16 protein-coding genes and 1 pseudogene are annotated in these 20,063 nt (G+C 72.9%); 12 read left to right on the top strand and 5 right to left on the bottom strand.

Going from position 1 to position 20,063, the window contains the following annotated elements:
• Window positions 1–796, bottom strand: a 796-nt coding sequence (locus tag P3T41_RS18940) for an IS701 family transposase (protein WP_280691113.1), incomplete at its 3' end; no start/stop codon positions are given.
• 242 nt (window positions 797–1,038) lie between these two features.
• Window positions 1,039–2,754, bottom strand: a complete 1,716-nt coding sequence (locus tag P3T41_RS18935) for a DUF4132 domain-containing protein (RefSeq protein ID WP_280691112.1) — start codon at window positions 2,752–2,754, stop codon at window positions 1,039–1,041.
• Window positions 2,755–2,981: 227 nt separating this feature from the next.
• Between P3T41_RS18935 and P3T41_RS18930 the strand changes: the two genes are divergently transcribed.
• From P3T41_RS18930 to P3T41_RS18900, 7 genes are all read left to right on the top strand, one after another.
• Entirely contained in the window at window positions 2,982–4,664 is a 1,683-nt protein-coding gene (locus P3T41_RS18930) for a hypothetical protein (protein WP_280691111.1), read from the top strand.
• Window positions 4,665–4,904: 240 nt separating this feature from the next.
• Window positions 4,905–7,253, top strand: coding sequence for a glycosyl hydrolase family 18 protein (locus P3T41_RS18925; protein ID WP_280691110.1), 2,349 nt, complete (start codon window positions 4,905–4,907; stop codon window positions 7,251–7,253).
• Between the two features lie 171 nt (window positions 7,254–7,424).
• The gene (locus P3T41_RS18920) at window positions 7,425–8,174 is read left to right on the top strand and encodes a hypothetical protein (RefSeq protein ID WP_280691109.1); all 750 of its coding nucleotides are present in this window, start codon (window positions 7,425–7,427) and stop codon (window positions 8,172–8,174) included.
• Between the two features lie 70 nt (window positions 8,175–8,244).
• On the top strand, window positions 8,245–9,129 hold the full coding sequence (locus P3T41_RS18915; protein ID WP_280691108.1) for a LysR family transcriptional regulator: 885 nt from the start codon (window positions 8,245–8,247) through the stop codon (window positions 9,127–9,129).
• A 64-nt stretch (window positions 9,130–9,193) separates the two neighbouring features.
• A complete protein-coding gene (locus P3T41_RS18910) occupies window positions 9,194–9,991 on the top strand; it encodes a pentapeptide repeat-containing protein (protein ID WP_348533671.1) in 798 nt (265 codons plus the stop codon).
• Between the two features lie 62 nt (window positions 9,992–10,053).
• Complete coding sequence (locus P3T41_RS18905; protein ID WP_280691107.1) at window positions 10,054–10,551, top strand: hypothetical protein; 498 nt, start codon at window positions 10,054–10,056, stop codon at window positions 10,549–10,551.
• A complete protein-coding gene (locus P3T41_RS18900) occupies window positions 10,548–11,870 on the top strand; it encodes a CoA transferase (RefSeq protein ID WP_280691106.1) in 1,323 nt (440 codons plus the stop codon). The genes P3T41_RS18905 and P3T41_RS18900 overlap by 4 nt, the downstream gene beginning before the upstream one ends.
• Here P3T41_RS18900 and P3T41_RS18895 read toward each other — a convergent pair.
• The 3 genes and pseudogenes from P3T41_RS18895 to P3T41_RS18885 form a co-directional block, all read right to left on the bottom strand.
• Window positions 11,843–12,120: pseudogene (locus P3T41_RS18895) on the bottom strand (MerR family transcriptional regulator); the annotation flags it as partial. The gene P3T41_RS18900 and the pseudogene P3T41_RS18895 overlap by 28 nt on opposite strands.
• Before the next feature lie 94 nt (window positions 12,121–12,214).
• Window positions 12,215–13,129, bottom strand: a complete 915-nt coding sequence (locus tag P3T41_RS18890) for an MBL fold metallo-hydrolase (RefSeq protein WP_280691104.1) — start codon at window positions 13,127–13,129, stop codon at window positions 12,215–12,217.
• Between the two features lie 24 nt (window positions 13,130–13,153).
• A complete protein-coding gene (locus P3T41_RS18885; protein ID WP_280691102.1) occupies window positions 13,154–14,413 on the bottom strand; it encodes an MFS transporter in 1,260 nt (419 codons plus the stop codon).
• A 129-nt stretch (window positions 14,414–14,542) separates the two neighbouring features.
• Between P3T41_RS18885 and P3T41_RS18880 the strand changes: the two genes are divergently transcribed.
• From P3T41_RS18880 to P3T41_RS18860, 5 genes are all read left to right on the top strand, one after another.
• Complete coding sequence (locus P3T41_RS18880) at window positions 14,543–14,752, top strand: hypothetical protein (RefSeq protein ID WP_280691100.1); 210 nt, start codon at window positions 14,543–14,545, stop codon at window positions 14,750–14,752.
• Window positions 14,739–16,130, top strand: a complete 1,392-nt coding sequence (locus P3T41_RS18875) for an amidase (protein ID WP_280691098.1) — start codon at window positions 14,739–14,741, stop codon at window positions 16,128–16,130. The genes P3T41_RS18880 and P3T41_RS18875 overlap by 14 nt, the downstream gene beginning before the upstream one ends.
• 181 nt (window positions 16,131–16,311) lie before the next feature.
• A complete protein-coding gene (locus P3T41_RS18870; protein ID WP_280691097.1) occupies window positions 16,312–16,875 on the top strand; it encodes a TetR/AcrR family transcriptional regulator in 564 nt (187 codons plus the stop codon).
• A 141-nt stretch (window positions 16,876–17,016) separates the two neighbouring features.
• Window positions 17,017–17,622: a GNAT family N-acetyltransferase gene (locus P3T41_RS18865; protein WP_280691096.1), complete on the top strand. Its 606-nt coding sequence runs from the start codon at window positions 17,017–17,019 to the stop codon at window positions 17,620–17,622.
• Between the two features lie 194 nt (window positions 17,623–17,816).
• The gene (locus P3T41_RS18860) at window positions 17,817–19,946 is read left to right on the top strand and encodes a hypothetical protein (protein ID WP_280691094.1); all 2,130 of its coding nucleotides are present in this window, start codon (window positions 17,817–17,819) and stop codon (window positions 19,944–19,946) included.
• Window positions 19,947–20,063: the final 117 nt, after the last annotated feature.

The following is a 20,063-nucleotide window of genomic DNA, read 5'->3' as shown; positions in this document are numbered from 1 at the left end:
CCAGCGACTTCACGCTGAGGGCCGGGGTCGGGTACTTGGCCACCGGCGGCCGCCCCGTTCCGCTGTAGGGCGGGGTGATGGGGCGGGCGGCGGCCAGATGGGCGGTGGGCCGGCTGGAGATGCCGACCACGTAGCGCAGGCCACGCTGGTTCAGGCCCAGACGGAAGGCGACCGTGTCGCCGTAGCCGGCGTCGGCCAGGACCAGGGGCACCTCGACGCCCCAGGACCGGGTCTCGTCGATCATGTCCAGGGCAAGCTGCCACTTCTCCACGTGCCCCAAGTCGGCCGGGATACCGCAGCGTTCACGCCGGGCCACCTTGTCCGGGTCGGCTTGCGGCGAGGCGGGGTCCCAGGACGTGGGCAGGAAGAGGCGCCAGTTCACCGGCGTCGAGGCATGGTCCCGGGCCAGGTGTACCGAGACCCCGACCTGGCAGTTGGTGACCTTGCCCGCGGTGCCGGTGTACTGCCGCGACACACACGCGGACGCGTCGCCGTCCTTCAGGAAGCCGGTGTCGTCGACGATCAGCGCGCTCGGTTTGATGGCCTCGTGCATCCGCCACGCGAGCCGGGCCCGCACCTGCGCGGGGCTCCATGGGCTGGAGGTGACGAAGTGCGCCAGCGCCTGCCGGTTGCCGTCCTCGCCCAGCCGGGCCGCCATTGGCTCTACCGACTTACGCCGACCGTCCAGCAGCAGCCCACGCACATACGCCTGACCCCAGCGGTGCTGATCCGCGCGCGTGAACGCCTCGAACATCTCCGCCGTGAACGCCTCCAGATCCTCCCGGACCTCGGCCATCTCCCCAGGTGTCACACACCATCAACGCGCCAACCGGGACAAAGACACGCCACAGCGAGTACACCTGACCAAGCCCTACTAGGGCCTGTACGGCGGATCTTTCCGGGCCCGCGACGCCGGGCATCCCGGCTGGACGCACGCCCGAATCGCCCAAGTACGTCCAGTACGAGGACGACTCGGGCGCACGCCCAGCCGGGCGCCCAACGCCGCGGGCTCATCCGAAAAGATCCGCCGTACAGGCCCTAGAGCTGCGCGGCCGGTTGGCGGACCCCGCGCTTCGCCAGCTCGGCCCGCCAGGCCTCGGCCGGCGCGGGGTCGCCGAGTCGCGGGTTCCACAGTCGCACCACGGTGTCGTCGGTCAGTTCGTGCACCCGGCCCGCCAGGTCCCGCAGCACCCAGTGCTCGGACCGGGCGGGCCGCACGGGCAGTCCCCGCACCGGGCCTGACACGGTGTCGATCTCCCAGACCAGGGTGCAGGTGAGCGGTGCGAGGCCGGGGGCGTCCAGGAAGGCGGCGCGCCAGCGGGCCGCCGTCGTGCCCGGGTCGGTCTCCAGCCGCTCGGCCAACGCGCCCCGGTAGACGTCCAGTTGCCCGCGCAGCTCGGCGAGCCGGGCGCGCAGCGCGGCGTACCGGGCCGGGTACCGCTCGCGGACCTGGGACGGCACCCGGGTCAGCAGCTTTCCGTGCTGGTTGCGGAAGCCCAGCTCCACCGAGCCGGCCGGGTCGTAGGTGAAGACCGCCGTGTACGGGCCCACCGGCACCTTGAGGCCGCTCAGGTCGGCGCCGCCGGGCAGGCCGCGGATCGCGACCAGCTCCTCGCGTGCCTGCCGGGCGGACGTCGGCGAGGTGGCGGCCAGCAGCCGGCGGTGCTGGCCCGCACCCGGCTCCCCGGCCAGCGCTGCCAGGGCGGCCAGGCCGGCGCGGACGAAGTGGGCGGCGCCCGGCCGGAGTTCGTCCGGTGCCTGGCCCGCGTGGCGGCTCAGCGCCCGGCCCAGGTGGTGGATCGCCTTGGCGTCCTCGCTGACCACCGCCACCCAGGCGAGCGTGCCCAGCAGCGCTCCGCCGGGCTCGCTCGGCGGGCCGTCGTGCCGCTCCCTGGCCGGGCAGCCGGTCGGGTCCCCGGATCCGGCGGCCAGCAGCGTCCGCAGCGGCTGCCGGACGGCCGGTTCGAGCTGGACCAACTCCCGGACCCGGCCGAGCCATTCGTAGGCGGGCCGGACGCCGGTCGGGCGCGCGCACAGCTCGAGCAGGCGCACCGCCGGGTCCTCGTAGAGAGTGGCGCCGAGGCCGCAGCGGGCCGCGACCGCGAACGGTTCGTCGACCGGCAGCAGCGGGTCCGGGTCGAAGCGGGTGGGCAGCAGGGCGCGCAGTCGCGCGGCGAAGGCGGCCTGCTCGGGGGTCGGCCGGCTGTCCGGGTCGTGGAAGTCGGTGTGGCAGCCGAACCGTGCCGCGAGCACCGTGCGCAGGTAGGGGTGGAACGGCTCGCGCTCGGCCGGGTCCAACTCCTCGTAGGCGGCCAGCGGCAGTTCCAGGCAGCTCTCGGCAGTCGCCCAGTGCCTGGTCGGGTGCACCGGATCGACGTCCTCCAGTGCCCACCCGAAGAGCTGGTGGACCTCGGCGGCCGACCAGTCGCAGCGGGTGTCGCGCAGCGCGACGGTGGCCGCCCACTCGTAGTCGCCGGCGGTCAGGCCGGGTCGCTCCTGCTGCAGCGCCGTCGCGATCTCGCGGCGGGTGGCGGGCGGCAGGGTGTCGAGCAGCGCGGCGGTCTGCGGCGCGTGCTCGGCGCCGGTGCGCCGCTGCGCCAGCAGGTCGGCCCGGCCCGCCCGGATCAGCGCCCGGCCGAGCGGCCGCGGTCGCAGCGGCGGCCGCCGGCGCGGTCCCCAGAGCCGCGGGAACTCGCTGCCGAGCCGGAGAAGTCGTAGCCAGAGCACCGGTGCACACTCCCGTCGGACGTCCACTCGGACGCAGTACGTCCTATCGCACCGGGGGCCCGTGCGGGACACGGGGGTCCGGGCCGGTGACGAAAGGGCCACGGCTGGACGGCGGGTGGCCGAACAGGCACCCACCCGGCTGGCGCGGGGCGGTGGAGCGGTGCTTGGATTTCCGCTACAGCCGCATGGCCTGACAGCACGTCGACGGGGGTTCGTCCATGGGTCGGTGGCACACGTATGCCCGGGGCCGGGGAGTGGGGGCCGCGCTCCTCGCTGCGGCGCTCTGCGCCGGGACGCCGCTCGCGTTCGCGGATCCGGGCCCGGCGGTCTTCACCGTCGCGGCCGACGGCAGCGCGTTGCTGGCGCCGGGCGGCGGCTACCAGGCGCTGAGCATCGCCGTGCTGGCCGGGGACGGGCGCTCGACCCTGGCCGGCGTCCAGCTGACCGTCGACGCGCGGCAGTTGGCCGGGGTGGGCGAGCTGCGGCTGCCCGCGCAGTGCGCCTTCACCGCACCGCTGCGGGCCGACTGCGCGCTGGGCGACCTGGCGAACGGCGGCGGCGTGCTGCAACTGGGGGTGCGGGCGGCGGCCGGTGCGGTGGTCGGGGCGTCCGGCGGCCTGCGCTACACGGTCACGGCCGCGAACGCGCGCGAGAGCGGCGGCGGGAGCGATCGGACCACCGTCACCGTCGGGGACGGCCCCGACCTGTCCGTGGCCCGACTCCCGGCGCTGATCAGCGTCGGCGCCGGCTCCCCGACGCCGATCGGCGCGGCGGTCACCGACCAGGGCGACCGGGACGCGCGCGGGCTGGTGCTCTCCTTCCAGCCGCCGGCCGGCTACGCGCTGCGGGGCGACTACGGCAACTGCTCCTACCCCGTCACCCCGGGCGGGCCGGACGGCTGGGTGCTCTGCCGGTTCGACGACACCGTGCTGCACCCGGGCCAGGTGCTGCGGCCCGCGGTGCCGATCGCGGTCACGGTGCCGGGCGGCGGGGGCGACGCGCCGGCGGGCGGGCTCTTCTCCTACGCCGTGGACGTCACCGGCGGGCCGCTGGACCAGCGGCTCTCGAACGACCTCGGCGGGCACCGGCCCGGCGGCGGCGCGCCGCTCACCCTGGTGCCCGGGTCGGGCGGCGACTTCGGGAGCGCGAGCTCCAGCAGCGTCCTGCAGAACGTGGAGAGCGGCCCGCTGGTGCCGATCGCGAGCGATGTCAGCGGCTCGGTGGGGGAGACCGTGTCGACGGCTTTCGCCGTGCGCGACACCGGTGACCGGACGGCACCGGCGGACCCGGGCAGTGCCGGGTTGAACGTCCAACTCCCGGCCGGGGTACGGGTGGTCGCCGCTCCGGTGGCCTGCGCGGTGGTGACCGGGACCGACACCGGGCAGTACCTGTGCCAGGAGAGCAGGGTGCTGCGGCCCGGCGAGTCGGAGGGGTTCACCTTCCGGCTCCAGCTGACCGCGCCGCTGGACCACGCGGCCGGGCACCTGACGCTGCGCGGCGCCACCGGGTCGGCCGACTTCACGGTGACGGCGCTGGCCGTCGCACCCTCGGCGGGACCGACCGGCGGATCGCCCTCGGCCGTGCTCGCCGCGCCGGCGTCGTCGGCCGCCGCCGGGCCGGTCGACGACGCCGGCACCGGCCCCTCGTCCTCGGCCCTCGCACCGCCGCTCCTCTCGTTCCCGCCCACCGACAGCGGCATCTCGCCCGGCCGACTGATACCGGCGGACGCCAGGCCGAGCGCCGGGCGCACCACCGCGACACCGGCGGCGAGCGACCTGGCCGTCACCGGCGGGCGCAGCACGCTGCCGATGGCGCTGGGCGGCGCCGCGGTGGTCGCGGGCGGCATCGCGCTCACGGTGCTGGCCACCCGCCGGCCCCGAGCCGGGAACGGCCCGACCAGGCATCGCCAGGCCCGGTCCGAACCTGGCAAGTGGTAGAGACCTGTTTGAGCGTGGCTTGACCATTGGTGGACGAATTCGGACGTTTGGGCCGGTCGGAGGCACCGTCAGATTGCAGATTGGTACAGACCTGTTGACCGGAAGGGGCGGCAGGACATACGTTCTGCGCCAATCCGCGGAAGCAGGGTCGGGCCGGGTGCGCACCCGCCTCGGCTCAGGTACACCTCCCCCACACGGCGTCCGGAACCCCACTGCCGGGCGTGACTGACTGGAGCGACCATGCCCGAACGCGCCACCGCCACACGGCAGATCGAGCGGCCCCGACCCGCTCGACGGCCCTTCCGCAAGGCGACCGTCCTCGCCACCGCGACCGCGCTGCTCGCCGGTGCGGCCGGCCTCGCGACGCTGTCCGGCGGCTCGGCCTCCGCCGCGAGCGTCAACCTGCTGACCAACGGCGACTTCGAGACCGGCACGCTGGCCGGCTGGACCTGTTCGGGCGGGCTCGGCAGCATCACCAGCACCGCGCCGCACAGCGGCGGTTACGCGCTGGCGGGCGCCGCCTCCGCGTCGGACACCGCGCAGTGCTCGCAGACCGTGACGGTCACGCCGAACACCGCGTACAGCTTCTCCGGTTGGCTCAAGGGCGGTTACGCCTACCTCGGAGTGACCGGCACCGGGACCACCGACACCAGCACCTGGACCTCCAGCGGCAGTTGGGCCGACCTCAACACCAGCTTCAGCACCGGTGCCTCGACCACGTCGGTGACGGTCTGGGTGCACGGCTGGTACGGGCAGGGCACGTACTACGCGGACGACCTGGCGCTGACCGGGCCGAGCAGCGGGACCAGCAGCGCCTCGCCGACCCAGAGCGCTTCCAGCAGCCCGACCCGGAGCGCCAGCCCCTCGCAGAGCGCGTCACCGACCCAGAGCGCCTCGCCCACGCAGAGCGCCAGCCCGTCGCAGAGTGCCTCGCCCACCGCCTCCCCGAGCGGCAGCGCCGCGCCCGGCGGCGACGGCCTGGTCAGCACCCCCACCGGTGTGACCGCCGGCGTCAGCAACAACACCGTCACGCTGAACTGGACCGCCGCCACCGACGGCGGCCAGAACGGCAACGTCCCGGCGTACTACGTCTATTCGGGCGGCAACCTGGTCGCCACCTCGATGGGCACCTCGGTCACCGTCAGCTCGCTGCTGCCGAACACCGCCTACACCTTCACCGTCCAGGGCTACGACGTGGCCGGGCACAGCAGCGCCCAGTCCGCCCCGGTCTCCGCGACCACCGGCGCGCTGCCCACCGGCGCGGTGAAGTCGGCCTACTTCTCGCAGTGGGGCATCTACGGCAACCAGTACTACCCGAGCAGCGTGGCGGCGAGCGGTGCGGCCTCCGGCCTGAACGTGATGACCTACGCGTTCGAGAACATCGACCCGACCAACCAGACCTGCTTCGAGACCATCAAGGCCGCCGACACCAACGACAGCAACCCGAACGCGGGTGACGGCGCCGGCGACGCCTTCGCGGACTACCAGAAGTCCTACACCTCGGCCACCAGCGTGGACGGCACCAACGACGCCTGGAGCCAGCCGATCAAGGGCAACTTCAACCAGCTGCGCGAGCTGAAGGCGAAGTACCCGAACCTGCGCTTCACCCTCTCGATCGGCGGCTGGACCTACTCGAAGTTCTTCTCCGACGTGGCAGCCAGCGACGCCTCGCGGAAGAAGTTCGTCTCCTCCTGCATCAACATGTTCATCAAGGGCAACCTGCCCACCGGCGTCTCCGGCGACGCCTCCGGCGGCACCGGCTCGGCCGCGGGCGTCTTCGACGGCATCGACATCGACTGGGAGTACCCGGCCTCGGCCGGCGGCCACACCGGCAACCACTACGCGGCCGCCGACACCGCCGACTACACCGCGCTGCTCGCCGAGTTCCGCAACGAGCTGGACGCCTACGGCAGCAGCGTCGGCAAGCACTTCCTGCTGACCGCCGCGCTGCCGAGTGGCCAGGACAAGATCGCCAACGTTCAGACCGACCAGATCGGCAAGTACCTGGACTACGGCAACATCATGAGCTACGACATGCACGGCGCCTGGGACGCGACCGGTCCCACCAACCTGCAGGACCCGCTCCAGGACAGCCCGAACGACCCGAGCACGCCGATCGCCCCCGGCACCCAGAAGTACACCGTCGACAACGCGGTGAACGCCTTCCTGAACGGCGCCCCCGCGTACGGGATCCCGGGCGGGTTCCCGGCGGCCAAGCTGGTGCTGGGCGTGCCGTTCTACTTCCGCGGCTGGACCGGCGTCCCGGCGGGGAGCAACAGCGGCCTCTACCAGAGCGCCACCGGCCCGTCCGCGGCGCAGGGCACCAGCCAGGCGGCCGGCGTGGCGTTCTGGAAGGAACTGGTGGCCGGCGGCAAGACGGGCGCCGCAGACGTGCACTGGGACCCGACCACGCAGAGTTCGTGGATCTACGACGGCACCAACTTCTTCACCGGTGACACCCCGCAGGCCATCGCGGCCCGCGGCACGTACGCCACCGGCAAGGGGCTGGGCGGAATCTTCGCCTACTCGCTGGAGGCTGACGACCCGTCGGGCACCCTCATCAAGGCGATGACCGGCAGCATGAAGTAGCGGTTCCCGGCGGGACCGGCTCGGCAAGGCCCCCGGCGCGTGCGACTCGGCGCCGGGGGCCTTGCCGCGTACGGTGCGCTGCGGGTTCTACCTGTCATCACCACCTGCTAATCTCAGCCGATTTCAGCGTGGCGCACTGCCGCGGCCAAGACGGGGTAACGAGGACAAACCATGGCAATTCGCCGGGCCAAGCAGAAGGCTCAGGTCATCGAGAAGCTCTCCCAGGTGGCACCGCCCGGGGAGACGTTCATCGCGTGCGTGCACGTGGAGACCGGCCCGAGCCCGTGGCTCAACGCGGTCTTCGACGAGGTCCCGTTGCTGGGGCTGATCGTCGCGCTGACCCGCCGGTTCTACTTCCTCACCCTCACCAACAGCTCGGTCGTGGTCAACGTCGCGAGCCGCTGGACGAACCGCCCGGGCGACGTGGTCGGGGTCTTCCCGCGCCACGCCTTCCCGGTCAGCCGGGTCAAGCGGGCCACCATCTGGAGCTCGATGTACCTCCAGCTCCCCGGTGACGACAAGCCGCGCCGCCTGAACATCCACCGCTACTGGCGCAACGAGATGGACCAGCTCTCGGCCGCCTTCCCGCCCGGGGCGATGGCGGACGGCTCGATGCCGCCGGCCGTCGCGCAGGGGATGCCGCTGCCCGGTCAGCCGTACCCGCCGCAGGGCCTGCCGCAGGGTCAGCCGTTCCCGCAGCAGCAGCCGTTCCCGCCGCAGGCCGCCCCGCAGCCGTTCCCGCCGCAGGCCGCCTCGCAGCCGTTCCCGCCGCAGCAGCAGCCGATGCCGCCGCAGGGTCAGCCGTTCCCGCCGCAGCAGCAGCCGATGCCGCCGCAGGGCCAGCCGCCCTACGGCGGGCAGAACCCGTACGGCGGCCAGCCGGGCCACCCGAGCTACGCGCCGCACCCGGACCAGCCCTGACCGTCGGCCCCGCACCGGCCGTACCCCGCCCACCCCGGCCCACCGGGGCGGGCGGGGTACGGTGGCCGGCGTGAACGATCTCGCCGTCCGCGAGCTGCGGATCCTGGTCGCCGTCGATCGCGCGCGCAGCTTCACCGCCGCCGCCGGAGCGCTGGGCCTGACCCAGTCGGCCGTCTCACACGCCGTCAGCGCGTGCGAGCGCAAGATCGGTGCCGTCCTCTTCGACCGCGGCCGGCACGGCGCCCGCCCCACCCCCGCCGGTGAGCGCGCGGCCGCCCACGCCCGGCGGATCCTGCGGCTGCTCGACGCCCTGCCCGACGAGGCGCGCGGCGCGAGCACCAAGGCGCTGACCGGTCCGTTGCGGATCGCCGCCTTCCGCAGCGCCGCCGTTCACCTGCTGCCCACCGCGCTGACCCGCCTCGCCGCCGTCCACCCGGGTCTGGCCCCCGAGGTGCGGATCGTGCCCGAGATCGGCCCCGGCACCGCCGGCGAGGTCCGGGCGGGGCGTGCCGACCTCGGCATCGCGACCCTCAGCGGCAACCATCCGCTGCCGGACGACGTGGTCGCCGGGGAGCTGTTCGAGGAGCGGTACTCGCTGGTCCACCCGGCTGGTCACCCCGATCCGCGCACCCTGCCGCTGATCGACTGGGCCGAGAACTGCTCCTCCTACGCGCGCGAGTGGTGGGCGCTGCAGGACTGGCTGCCCGCCGCCAGGCTGGACGCGGGCGAGGACAGCGTGGTGCTCTCGATGGTCGCGCGCGGGATGGGCATGGCGATCATGCCGCGGCTCGCCGTGCTGGACGCGCCCGCCACGGTGACGGTCGCCGACCTCGGGCCCGACCGGCCGACCCGGTCGGTCGGGTACGTGACCACGCCGGAGCTGGCCCGCACCCTCGGGGTCCGGGCGCTGATCCGCGAGCTGCGCGGGGCGGCCCTCGCCTCGGCGTCGGCCTGATTGGACTCGCGCTCCCACCTTCGGCTCTACTCGGAAGCCGCCGCCGCTGTTCGAGAGGACCACCGTGCCCGAGTCCACCCCCGCTGCCCTGACCGGCGACTGCGCCAACTGCTTCGGCCTGTGCTGCGTGGCGCTGCCCTTCACGGCCTCGGCGGACTTCGCGGTCACCAAGGACGCCGGCAAGCCCTGCCGCAACCTGGACACCGACTTCCGCTGCGGCATCCACACCCAGCTGCGACCGAAGGGGTTCAGCGGCTGCACGGTCTACGACTGCTTCGGCGCCGGGCAGCAGGTCTCCCAGCTCACCTACGGCGGCACCAGCTGGCGGCAGGCTCCGGCCACGGCGCGCGAGATGTTCGACGTCTTCCCGCTGATGCGGCAGCTGCACGAGCTGCTCTGGTACCTGAACGAGGCGCTCACCCTGGCCCCCACGGCCGCCTTGCGCACGCTGCTCGCCGAGACCGAGGCCCTCACCACCGGCACGCCCGCCGAGCTGCTCGCCCTCGACGTCGCCGCCCACCGCGGGCGGGTCAACGTCCTCCTGCTGGAGACCAGCGAACGCGTCCGCGCCGCCGTCCCGGGCAAGAAGCGCGACCGCCGCGGCGCCGACCTGATCGGCGCCAAGCTGGCCGGCACCACCCTGCGGGGCGCCGACCTGCGCGGCGCCTACCTGATCGCCGCCGACCTCAGCCGCGCCGACCTGCGCTGCGCCGACCTGATCGGCGCCGATCTGCGCGACGCCAGGCTGCACGGCGCCGACCTCACCGGCGCCTTCTTCCTCACCCAGCCCCAGCTGAACGCCGCCAAGGGTGACGTGACCACCAAGCTCCCGGCGGGGCTGACCCGCCCGGGGCACTGGTAGGCACTGGGCTGTCGCGTCGGACGATCCGGGTCTGTCTGAAGTAGTTCAGATAGACCTTCGGCATGGCTGTCCAGACCTTTGCGTACAGTGCCTTCCTGCGCGGCCCCTCCCAGGTGCTGCCCTCGCTCGACGAACCGGACGTGATACTCGAGCGCCGCGACGAGGAGAACCTCGTCCTGATGCGGGTCGAGCGCTTCGAGGCGACCGCATCGGGGCTGCGGATCGCCGCCCGCTCCCTGGCGATCCTGGCCGGCCGGCAGCCGGACCTCGCCGAGGAAGTGCTCGCCGAGGAACTCCCCTGGCTGCACTGGCTCCCGGAGACCGAGCGCGGGACTTGTGTCCGAGAGCTGCTCGCCGACCTGGTCGCCGGAGCCGACACCGGCCTCCTGCTCCCCTTCGCCCGCAACCTCGCCTCCTGGCGCGCCACCGCCGAGGTGTGGTCCGACCCCAAGCCGGCCCGTGAACTCCAGGGCCCCTTCCCCGGCGACGGGCCGCACCTGCACCGGCCGCTGCCGGAGGGCGCATCCGCCGCGACAGGGCGGCGCAGAATGTCGGTGTGACAGCTGCGACGGATCACGACGCCCCCACCGCCCAGGCCTGGTCCGCGCTCGGTGGCCCACTGCCGCTGCTCGACGGCGTGACGTACCACCGCGCGCCGGGCGCGCTCCCCGCTCGGCTGCCCGTCCTGCGGCTGGCCCGGGCCACGGTCGGGGTCTGCTCGCTCGCGGCCGCCGAGTTGCTGGCGGTGCGCAACGGCGGTGCGGTGCCGGCGCTGGAGGTGGACGAGGCGGCGGTGGCCACGGCCTTCGTGAGCGAGCGTCAGCTGCGGATCGACGGACGGGCCCTGACCGCCTTCGCCCCGCTCTCCGGCTTCTGGCGCACCGCCGACGGGTGGGTGCGCACGCACGCCAACTACCCGCACCACCGGGAGCGGCTGTTGGCCGCGCTCGGCACCACGCCCGAGCGGTTCGGTGCCGAGCTGGCGGGGCGGGCGGCGGTCGAGGTGCAGGAGACGGCGTACGCGGCGGGGGCGCTGGCGGTGGCGGTCCGCGAACCGCGGGCGGGGGACCAGCCGTTGGTGGAACGCGGCTCGAACGGTCCGACCGCCCAGCGGCTCGCCCCCGCCCCGCTCCCCGCCACTGGCGTGCGCGTCCTCGATCTCACCCGGGTGATCGCCGGCCCCGTCGCCACCCGCACCCTCGCGCTGCTCGGCGCGGACGTGCTGCGGATCGACTCCCCGCGCCTGCCCGAGAGCGAGGACGCGCACGCGGACACCGGCTTCGGCAAGCGCTCGGCGCTCCTTGACCTGGACCGCCCTGCCGACCTCGCCGTGCTGCGCGAGCTGATCGCCACCGCCGACGTGGTCGTCACCGGCTACCGCCCCGGCGCGCTGGAACGGTACGGGCTGCTGCCGGACGGCGTGATCGTGGCCCGACTGCGCGCCTGGGACCGGCGGGGGCCGTGGGCGGACCGGCGCGGCTTCGACAGCCTGGTGCAGGCAGGCTGCGGCATCGCCGCCATCGAGGCGAGCCCGGACGGGCACCCCGGCGCGCTCCCCGCGCAGGCGCTCGACCACGGCACCGGCTACCTGCTGGCAGCGGGAGTGCTGCGAGCGCTGACGGAGCGCCAGCAGAGCGGCCGAGCGACCCTGCTGCGCCACTCGCTGGCCGGCACCGCCCAGTGGCTGCTCGGGATGGACCGCGAGACGGCGGACGGCGAGCCGGGCACCCCCACACCCCGGCTCGCCGAGACCCCCTCCCCCTACGGCCTGCTCCGCCACGCCCGCCCCCCGATCGGCTACGCCGGCGCTCCCGCCACCTGGGCGTCCGGTCCGACCCGCTGGGGCAGCGACTACCCTGCCTGGACCACCGGCTCCTGAAGCTCCGTCACCCAGCAGGCCCGGTCCTCGGGGCACTCCAGGTAGAGCTCCCTGGTGTACCCCGTCGACCGCCAGCCGTTGGCGTCGATGGTCGGCTCGTAGTAGGCGATGCCCGGCCCGGCGGGGTCAGCCGGGAGTCCGCCACTCGCCGGCACAGCTCGTCGAAGAGCGGACCGGCCACCGGGCCGATCTGCTCGGGCTGGTAGCCGCCCGCCACCGCGCTCAGCTCGGCGACCCGGACTGCCGCGATCGGCACCACGAGCCCGCAGCCTCGATGTCTCAGCTGAGGCGGGGAGTTGTTACCTTCGATGACGATCTTCATGTGCGGGCTGGACCGTTGCCGGTCAGTGCGAGTCGGCGGGGACGGGCGAGAGCCGGTAGGCGCCCTCATGAGTGACGACACGGCCGGCGGTGGGCGGCGCGAAGTGGGTGCCCAGGACGAGGGTGTCCGTACTGGCGAGCGAACCGAGCAGCCTGCGGCGCGAGGCTTCGGACTGCTCGGGCTCGATGTCGACGCAGGCACCGATGGTGGGGTGGGCGAGCTGGACGGGGTGGTGGATGCAGTCGCCGGTGATCAGTGCCGTCTCTGCGCGGCTGGTCAACTCAAGGGCGATGTGGCCGGGGGTGTGCCCGGGGGTGGGGATCAGTCGCAGGCCCGCGACGACTTCGACACCGTCTGCGGGGACGTCGACGAGGTCGAGCAGTCCCGCCTCCTCCACCGGGATCACGGAGTCGCGGAACATCTGCTCGCGCGCCTCTTCCATGTCGTACCCGGCCCAGAACTCCCGCTCGACGCGCGAGGTGATGTAGCGGGCGTTGGGGAAGGTGGGAACCCAGTCTCCGTCCACCTCGTGCGTGTTCCAGCCGACGTGGTCGGCGTGCAGGTGGGTGAGGATCACCAGGTCGACGGAGTCTGGGGGGAATCCAGCCGCCGTGAGGCGCTGAAGGTAGTCGGTGTTCAGGTTGTGCCAGGCGGGGTTGGCCCGCTCCTTGCCGTTGCCGATGCCGGTGTCCACCAGGGTGCGCAGCCCGCCGACGGTGAACGCGAAGCTGTGGCTGTCGATGTGCAGGACGCCCTCGTCGTCGGCGAAGTGGGGGCGCAGCCAGTCCTGCCCGGCGACGACGTCCGGGGTGGCGTCGGGCAGCAGCCACGGTCCGGTGGCGGGCGGCAGGAGGACCTCGTCGATGCGGTGGACGGTGACGTCGCCCACGGTCCAGCAGGGGATGGCGGTCGGGTCGGTGGTCGGTGGAGTGCTCATGATCGGTTGTTTCCTCTGGTCTCGTTACGGAAGGTCGTTGTGTGCGCTATGGGCTGCCGTGCGTCTCGACATGGCGAGTGCAGCCAGGCCCGCGACGGCGAGCAGGGCGGCGGTTACGGCGTAGGCGTGGGCGGCGGTGTTAAGCCCGTAGTGCTGGGTGGCGGCGCCCGCGGCGATGGCGGGCAGGCTCATGGACAGGTAGCTGAGGACGTAGTAGGCGGCCAGGGTCGCGGCGCGGTCCTGCTCGTCGAGTGAGGCGAGCGTCATGCGCAGCGCCCCTTGGGAGACGGCCCCGAAGGCGACGCCCGCCAGGGCCGCGCCGCCGTAGACGGCGGGCAAGCCGGAGCCGTGCATACCGAGCAGGCTCAGGGCCGCGGACGCAATGACGGCCAGGCTTCCGCCGGCGGCGGCGCGCGGCGCTGTGCACCGCAGTGTCCACACGGTGAGCGTGGCCGCGGCGGTGAGCACGAAGAAGACCATGCCGCCGGCCGCCTGTGAGGCACCGGGGGCCACGAGGTGCACGAGCGCCGGTCCGAGGGAGGAGTAGAAGCCCCCCAGGGCCCAGACGGCGACGACAGCGGTGCCGACCGCCAGCAGGGCGCTGCGCGCCGACGACGGCACCGCGAGGTGAGGGCGCAGCGACCGCAGGGCACCGGCGTGTGCGCGGGCCGTCTCCGCGGTGAACGTGACCGCGATCGCTTGGGCAGCGAAGAGGACCGCCAGTAGGACGTACACGGTGACCGTGGGCGCGGGGGCGAAGCGGACGAGGACGGTGGAGGCCAGGACGCCGGCGGCCATGCCCGCCACCGGGGCGATGCTGTTGGTCAGGGCGGACCGGCCCGGGCGCAGGGGGTCCTGCAGGTCGAGGAGGGCCGCTCCCGCGGCGCTGGTGGCCGCGCCGGTGGCCGCTCCCTGCAGGATCCGGGCGGTGATCAGCGCTCCGGCGCCGTCCGCCGAGGCCAGCAGCACCATGGAGGTGGCCTCCAGCAGCAGGGCGCCCACTAGGACGGGGCGCCGCCCGAGGTGGTCGGAGAGCGCACCTGTGATGAGCAGCGCCAGCAGCAGCGTCAGGGAGTAGGCGCTGAAGACCACGGTGATGGTGAGCGCGGACAGGTCCCAGGCGTGCTGGTAGTGGGGGTACAGCGGCGTCGGCGCACTGGATGCCGCGAGGAGGGCCGCCAGGATCGAGGCGTCCAGGACGAAGGACGCCGCGTGCTTGGCGGTCTGGGTGCGGGCTCCCGGGCGGCTGGATTGCGCAGGTGCGCGGGGTGTGACGGTGGGCATGAGATTCCTCGGCGCTAAACGCAATGAGTTTGCTTTAAGCCACCGTAGGCTCTACCGTCGACTAACGCAAACCTTTAGCTTTTGGTCGGGGATTGCTCCGCCCCTCCAGCCCTGAGGAGAGAGAAGTCCATGTCCTGCGCTGAACTCACCCCGCCGGAAGCGGCCCGCTGGGCCGCCCGCACCGGGCTCCCGCTGCCGGCCGACCGCCACGCTGCGGTCGCAGCCACCGCCAACCACATCCACTCCGTCGTCGCGGTCCTGCGGGAGCTGGACTTCGGGGACACCCCGCCCGCCCCCGCCTACCGCGCGGAACAGGAGATGCACGATGCAGCCGTATGAACTGTCCCTGAACGCAGCCGCCGAGGCGATCCGGGCTCGGCAGCTATCCCCCGTCGAGCTGGCTGACTCCGTCCTGGAGCGCGTCGAACAGGTGGACCCGCACCTTCAGGCCTACGTCACCGTCACCGCCGAGCACGCCCGCCGGGCCGCGCGCGAAGCCGAGAACGACATCGCGGCCGGCCACTACCGTGGTCCGCTGCACGGCATCCCGATGGGCCTCAAGGACCTGATCGACGTCGCCGGCGCGGCGACGTCGGCCAGCTCCCGTGTCCGAGCCGACCACCGCGCGCAGGCCGACAGCACCGTCGCCGCACGCCTGTCGGCGGCCGGAGCCATCCTGGTCGGCAAGACCCATACCCACGAGTTCGCCTACGGGCTGACCACCCCGCAGACCAACAACGCCTGGGACACCGGCCGGATCGCCGGCGGCTCCAGCGGCGGATCCTCCGTCGCCGTCGCCGCGGGCACCGCCACCTTCACCCTGGGCACCGACACCGGCGGATCGATCCGGGTGCCCGCCGCGCTGAACGGGGTGGTCGGCTTCAAGCCGACGTACGGCCTCGTCTCCCGCCACGGCATCACGTCCCTGTCCTGGTCACTGGACCACGTAGGCCCGATCACCCGCACCGTTGAGGACGCGGCCCTGGTCCTGACGGCGCTGGTCGGACACGACCCCCGCGATCCCGCCTCCCTGCCCGCACCCGGCACGGACTACCGGCCGGTCGCGGACGCGGACCTGACGGGCCTGCGCGTGGGCGTGCCGCGTACCTACTTCTTCGACCACGTCGATGCGGAGGTGGAAGCCGCCGTACGGCGCGCGATCAACCAGCTCCGGACCCTTGGCGCACGCCTCGTCGACGTCGAGATCCCCATGACCCGCTACATCCAAGCCACTCAGTGGGGCCTGATGGTGCCCGAGGCAACCGCTTACCACGAGCGCACCCTGCGCACGGTCCCCGAGCTGTACCAGGCCGACGTCCGCATCCTCCTCGAGGCCGGCGAACTGATGCCCGCCGGGGACTACCTTCGCGCCCAGCGCGCCCGCACCCTCATGCGGCAGGAATGGGCGCGCATGCTGCAGGACGTCGACCTGGTCGCCGCCCCCACCGTCCCGGCAACCGCGGTCAAGGCCGGCCAGGAGACGATCACCTGGGCCGACGGCACGGTCGAGGGTGTCTCCGACGCCTACGTACGCCTTTCATCCCCTGCCAACATCACCGGGTTGCCGTCCCTGTCGGTACCGGTCGGCCACGATGCGGCGGGTCTGCCGATCGGCATGCAGCTGCTCGGGCGACCGCTTGGAGAGAGCGTGCTCATGCGAGTCGGCCACGCCTACGAGCAGACCCAGCCCGCCCGCGAGCTCGCGCGCGCAGCCTGAACGAGTGCTGCCGGCCCGGCCGAACCATTCCATCCGGGCCGAAGGCGCCGCTCCTCGCAGGCATGCACGAGGTGGCGGTGCGTACACGGCTCGTGGCGAGAAGGTCGTCGAACGAGTGGCCGGTTCGTCGCCCGGAGGTTGGGTTCGCTAGACGCAATGATTTTGCTTTAAGGTGGGTTCTATGAGCAGGCAGATGGTGCGCCCTGGTGGGCGCAGCGCCCGGGTCCAGGCGTCGGTCCACGCCGCCGTACACGAACTCGCGTCGGAGGTGGGCCGGGACGCCCTGACGGTGCCGCTGGTCGCCCAGCGTGCGGGTGTGACGCCGTCGACGGTCTACCGCCGCTGGGGGGACCTGCAGGAGCTGTTGTCGGACGTAGCGGTCAAGCGTCTGCGGCCCGATACCGCGCCGGGGGACCACGGTGCCCTGGCATCCGACCTGACGGCCTGGGCCGAGCAGTTCCTCGACGAGATGGCCCATCCCGCCGGTCGCTCCTACATCCGCGATGCCCTGCTCGGCGACCCGGACGGCAGCAACGCCGGCCAGTGCTCGGCCTACGCCGCCGACCAGATCGACTTCATCCTCACCCGAGCAGCTGAACGTGGGGAGAAGACGCCCGACGTCGAGACGGTCATCGACCGCGTCGTCGGGCCCATGATGTACCGCATCCTCTTCCGTCCGGACGGACTCGACGCCGCGTACGCGCGCCGACTCGTGGCGGAGATCCTCGGCTCGACCGGCCCGTGACCAGGGGGTCGCACCGGCGTGCCCCTCTGGCAGTGCCTCCGATGACCCTGACACGGTGTGAGGGTCAAGCGCCGGCGACACTACGCGAAACGGCCTGACCCCGGCAGGTCGGCCGCGCCGCGCCGGGCCTACGCTCCGAGGATGACCGAGATCACCGAGATCACCGAACCGCTGCGCACCGTCCGCACCGAGCGGCTCGAACTGCGGGCCGTCGGCCTCGACGACCTGGAGCCGCTCTTCGCGATCAACTCCGACCCCGAGGTCTGGCGGCACCGGCCGCAGGGACGGCACACCGAGATCGGGCAGACCCGGGAGTGGATCGAGCGGGCGGTGGAGGGCTGGGCCGACGGGCTCAGCTACTGGACGGTGCGGCTGCGCGGCCCGGGCGGCGCCGGCGGTGAGAGCGCCGGCGGCTCGGGTCCGGTGGTCGGCATCGGCGGCGTGCAGACCCAGGTGGCGCGCGCCCACTGGAACCTCTACTACCGGCTGGCGCCCGCCCACCAGGGCAAGGGCTACGCGACCGAGCTGAGCCGGGCGGCGCTCGCCGCCGCCCGGCAGCACACCCCGCAGCTGCCGGTCTTCGCCTGGATCCACCCCGACAACCCCGGATCCCGCTCGGTGGCCGGGCGGCTCGGGCTGATCGACCACGGGCTGCGGCTGGACCCGATCTACCACGACCTGCTCCACCTCTACGCGGACCGCCCGCAGTCCGAGTGGCCGGCCAGAGCCGTCTTCGCGAACAGCTGAGAATCAGTCAGCCGCCGGCGACCCTTCGCCAGTTCACTACGACTTCACCATCGGACAGCTCCTGCCTCCTGTTGCGTTCAGGGCCGCTGTGGCAGCCTGTGGCACGCACGACGGGGGGCACCGCTGTGCTCCCCGGACGGCGATCTACGCGCGTTCCGTCGCGGGCGCGCGATCGCGCCCAGAGAGGGAGCAGGATGCGCAAGAGCAAGGTGCTGGCCCTGTCGCTCGCGGCCGGGCTGGGGCTCGGGATGATGTCCGCGGGAGCGGCGTCCGCCGCGCCCGACCACCATCGCCCCGGCCAGAGCAGCTGCCAGATCTCGTCCGACGGACGCGATGTGCAGCACGTGATCTACCTGCAGTTCGACAACGTGCACTTCAGCCGGGACAACCCCAACGTGCCCTCCGACCTCGAGCAGATGCCCCACCTGCTCGACTTCCTGGAGAGCAACGGCACGGTGGACGACAACCACCACACGCCGCTGATCGCCCACACCGGGGACGACATCCTGACCTCGATCACCGGTCTGTACGGCGACCGGCAGGGCCAGGCGGTCTCCAACTCGTACCGCTACTACAACCCGAACGGCACCACCAACTCGGCCAGCAGCTTCGCCTACTGGACCGACGGCGTGGCCGACTCCTCGGTGCCGACGCCGTCCGACTCCGCGCCCACCATGGTCGGCCAGGACGGCAAGATGGCGCCGGCGCCATGGGCCGCGTACACCAAGGCCGGCTGCGACTTCGGCTCGGTCTCGATGGCCAACACCGTCCTGGAGAACACCAACGTCGACATCAACAAGGTGTTCGGCGCGAACTCCCCGCAGGCCGCCGAGGCGAAGGACGACCCGGCCAAGGCGCAGGCGGACTACGTCGGCATCGGCATCCACTGCGCGCAGCAGTCGGCGCTCTGCGCCAAGGGCGGCGCCAGCGCCGACCCGCTGCCGGACGAGCCGGGCGGCTACCAGAACTACCAGGCGCTGTTCGGCGCCAAGAGCGTGGACCCGGCGATCAGCGCGAACGGCGTGGTGAAGAGCACCGCGGGCAAGCCGATCACCGACCCGAACGGCAACCCGGGCTTCCCCGGTTTCGACGCGATGACGGCCGACAACTCGCTCGGCTACGTGGCCCAGATGCAGGAGTCCGGCGTCCCGGTCACCTACGGCTACATCTCCGACGCGCACGACCAGCACGGCGCCGGCGCCGGCGCGTTCGGCCCGGGGGACCCCGGCTACACGGCGCAGTTGAAGTCCTATGACACCGCCTTCGCCAACTTCTTCCAGCGGATCCACCAGGACGGCCTCAACGCGGACAACACCCTCTTCGTGGTGACCGCGGACGAGAACGACCACTTCGTGGGCGGCCGGCCCACCCCGGCGAACTGCGACGGGGTCGAGATCCCGTGCAGCTACAGCCAGATCGGCGAGGTCAACGCCAACGCCCGTGGCCTGCTGGCCACCCAGCAGGGCGTCACCACCCCGTTCCAGGTGCACGCGGACTCCGCGCCGAACTTCTACCTGAACGGCAATCCGAGCCCGAACGCCCCGGTCACCCGGCAGTTCGAGCAGGCCTGGTCCAAGGTGACGGCGGTCAACCCGATCACCGGCAAGACCGACACCGTCTCCAACTACCTGGCCGACCAGGCGGAGCAGAAGATCCTGCACATGCAGACCGGTGACCCGCTGCGGACACCGACCTTCACCTCTTTCGCCAACCCGGACTACTACGTCTACGCGGGCGGCAGCAGCTGCGCCACCGCCGCCTCCTGCGTCGCGCTCGGCCCGGCGTACGCCTGGAACCACGGTGACTTCTCGCCGGACATCAACACCACCTGGCTGGGCCTGGTCGGTCCCGGCGTGCGCAACCTCGGAGTGACCGACGCGGTCTGGTCCGACCACACCGACATCCGGCCCACCATGCTGGCGCTGCTCGGACTCTCCGACCCGTACACCCACGACGGGCGGGTGCTGACCGAGTTCCTCAACCGCTGGGCGCTGCCGCACAACCTGGTCAAGGCCGGTCAGGACTACCAGCGGCTGGCCGCGGCCTACAAGCAACTGGACGCGGGTGTCGGCCGGTTCGCCACCGCCACGCTGCAGGCTTCGACCAAGGGCATCGAGTCCACCAGCCCGGGTGACAGCCGGTACCAGGCGAGCAGCGCGAAGCTGACCGCGCTGGGCGACCAGCGGGACAAGCTGGCCGGGCAGATCGCCCAGTTGCTGGACCAGGTGGCCTTCGGTCACCAGCGGCTCGGCCACGACCAGGCGCGTGACCTGACGGCGCAGGCCGACCGGCTGGTGAAGCAGGCGCAGGCGCTGGCCTCCTGATCAAGCGTCAGATTCCGATCTTCCGCCCCGGGTTCGCCAGGACCCGGGGCGGAAGGTTCGGGGGAGACTGGTGGTGGGCATGACACATGAGCGTCGCCCAGCGGCCGCCCGGGAGTC

It is taken from the genome of Kitasatospora sp. GAS204B, assembly GCF_029892155.1.
Classification (GTDB): Bacteria; Actinomycetota; Actinomycetes; order Streptomycetales; family Streptomycetaceae; genus Kitasatospora.
Note: the sequence above shows the minus strand (reverse complement) of the source record. Positions and strands in the feature narration are given on the sequence as shown.

What these genes read in the sequence shown, in the direction of transcription:
- P3T41_RS18905 (WP_280691107.1), top strand. Translation starts at nt 10,054, where the DNA reads ATGGCTGTCCAGACCTTTGCGTACAGTGCCTTCCTGCGCGGCCCCTCC.
- P3T41_RS18925 (WP_280691110.1), top strand. Translation starts at nt 4,905, where the DNA reads ATGCCCGAACGCGCCACCGCCACACGGCAGATCGAGCGGCCCCGACCC.
- P3T41_RS18890 (WP_280691104.1), bottom strand. Translation starts at nt 13,129, where the DNA reads ATGAGCACTCCACCGACCACCGACCCGACCGCCATCCCCTGCTGGACC.
- P3T41_RS18865 (WP_280691096.1), top strand. Translation starts at nt 17,017, where the DNA reads ATGACCGAGATCACCGAGATCACCGAACCGCTGCGCACCGTCCGCACC.
- P3T41_RS18860 (WP_280691094.1), top strand. Translation starts at nt 17,817, where the DNA reads ATGCGCAAGAGCAAGGTGCTGGCCCTGTCGCTCGCGGCCGGGCTGGGG.
- P3T41_RS18885 (WP_280691102.1), bottom strand. Translation starts at nt 14,413, where the DNA reads ATGCCCACCGTCACACCCCGCGCACCTGCGCAATCCAGCCGCCCGGGA.
- P3T41_RS18880 (WP_280691100.1), top strand. Translation starts at nt 14,543, where the DNA reads ATGTCCTGCGCTGAACTCACCCCGCCGGAAGCGGCCCGCTGGGCCGCC.
- P3T41_RS18875 (WP_280691098.1), top strand. Translation starts at nt 14,739, where the DNA reads ATGCAGCCGTATGAACTGTCCCTGAACGCAGCCGCCGAGGCGATCCGG.
- P3T41_RS18920 (WP_280691109.1), top strand. Translation starts at nt 7,425, where the DNA reads ATGGCAATTCGCCGGGCCAAGCAGAAGGCTCAGGTCATCGAGAAGCTC.
- P3T41_RS18870 (WP_280691097.1), top strand. Translation starts at nt 16,312, where the DNA reads ATGAGCAGGCAGATGGTGCGCCCTGGTGGGCGCAGCGCCCGGGTCCAG.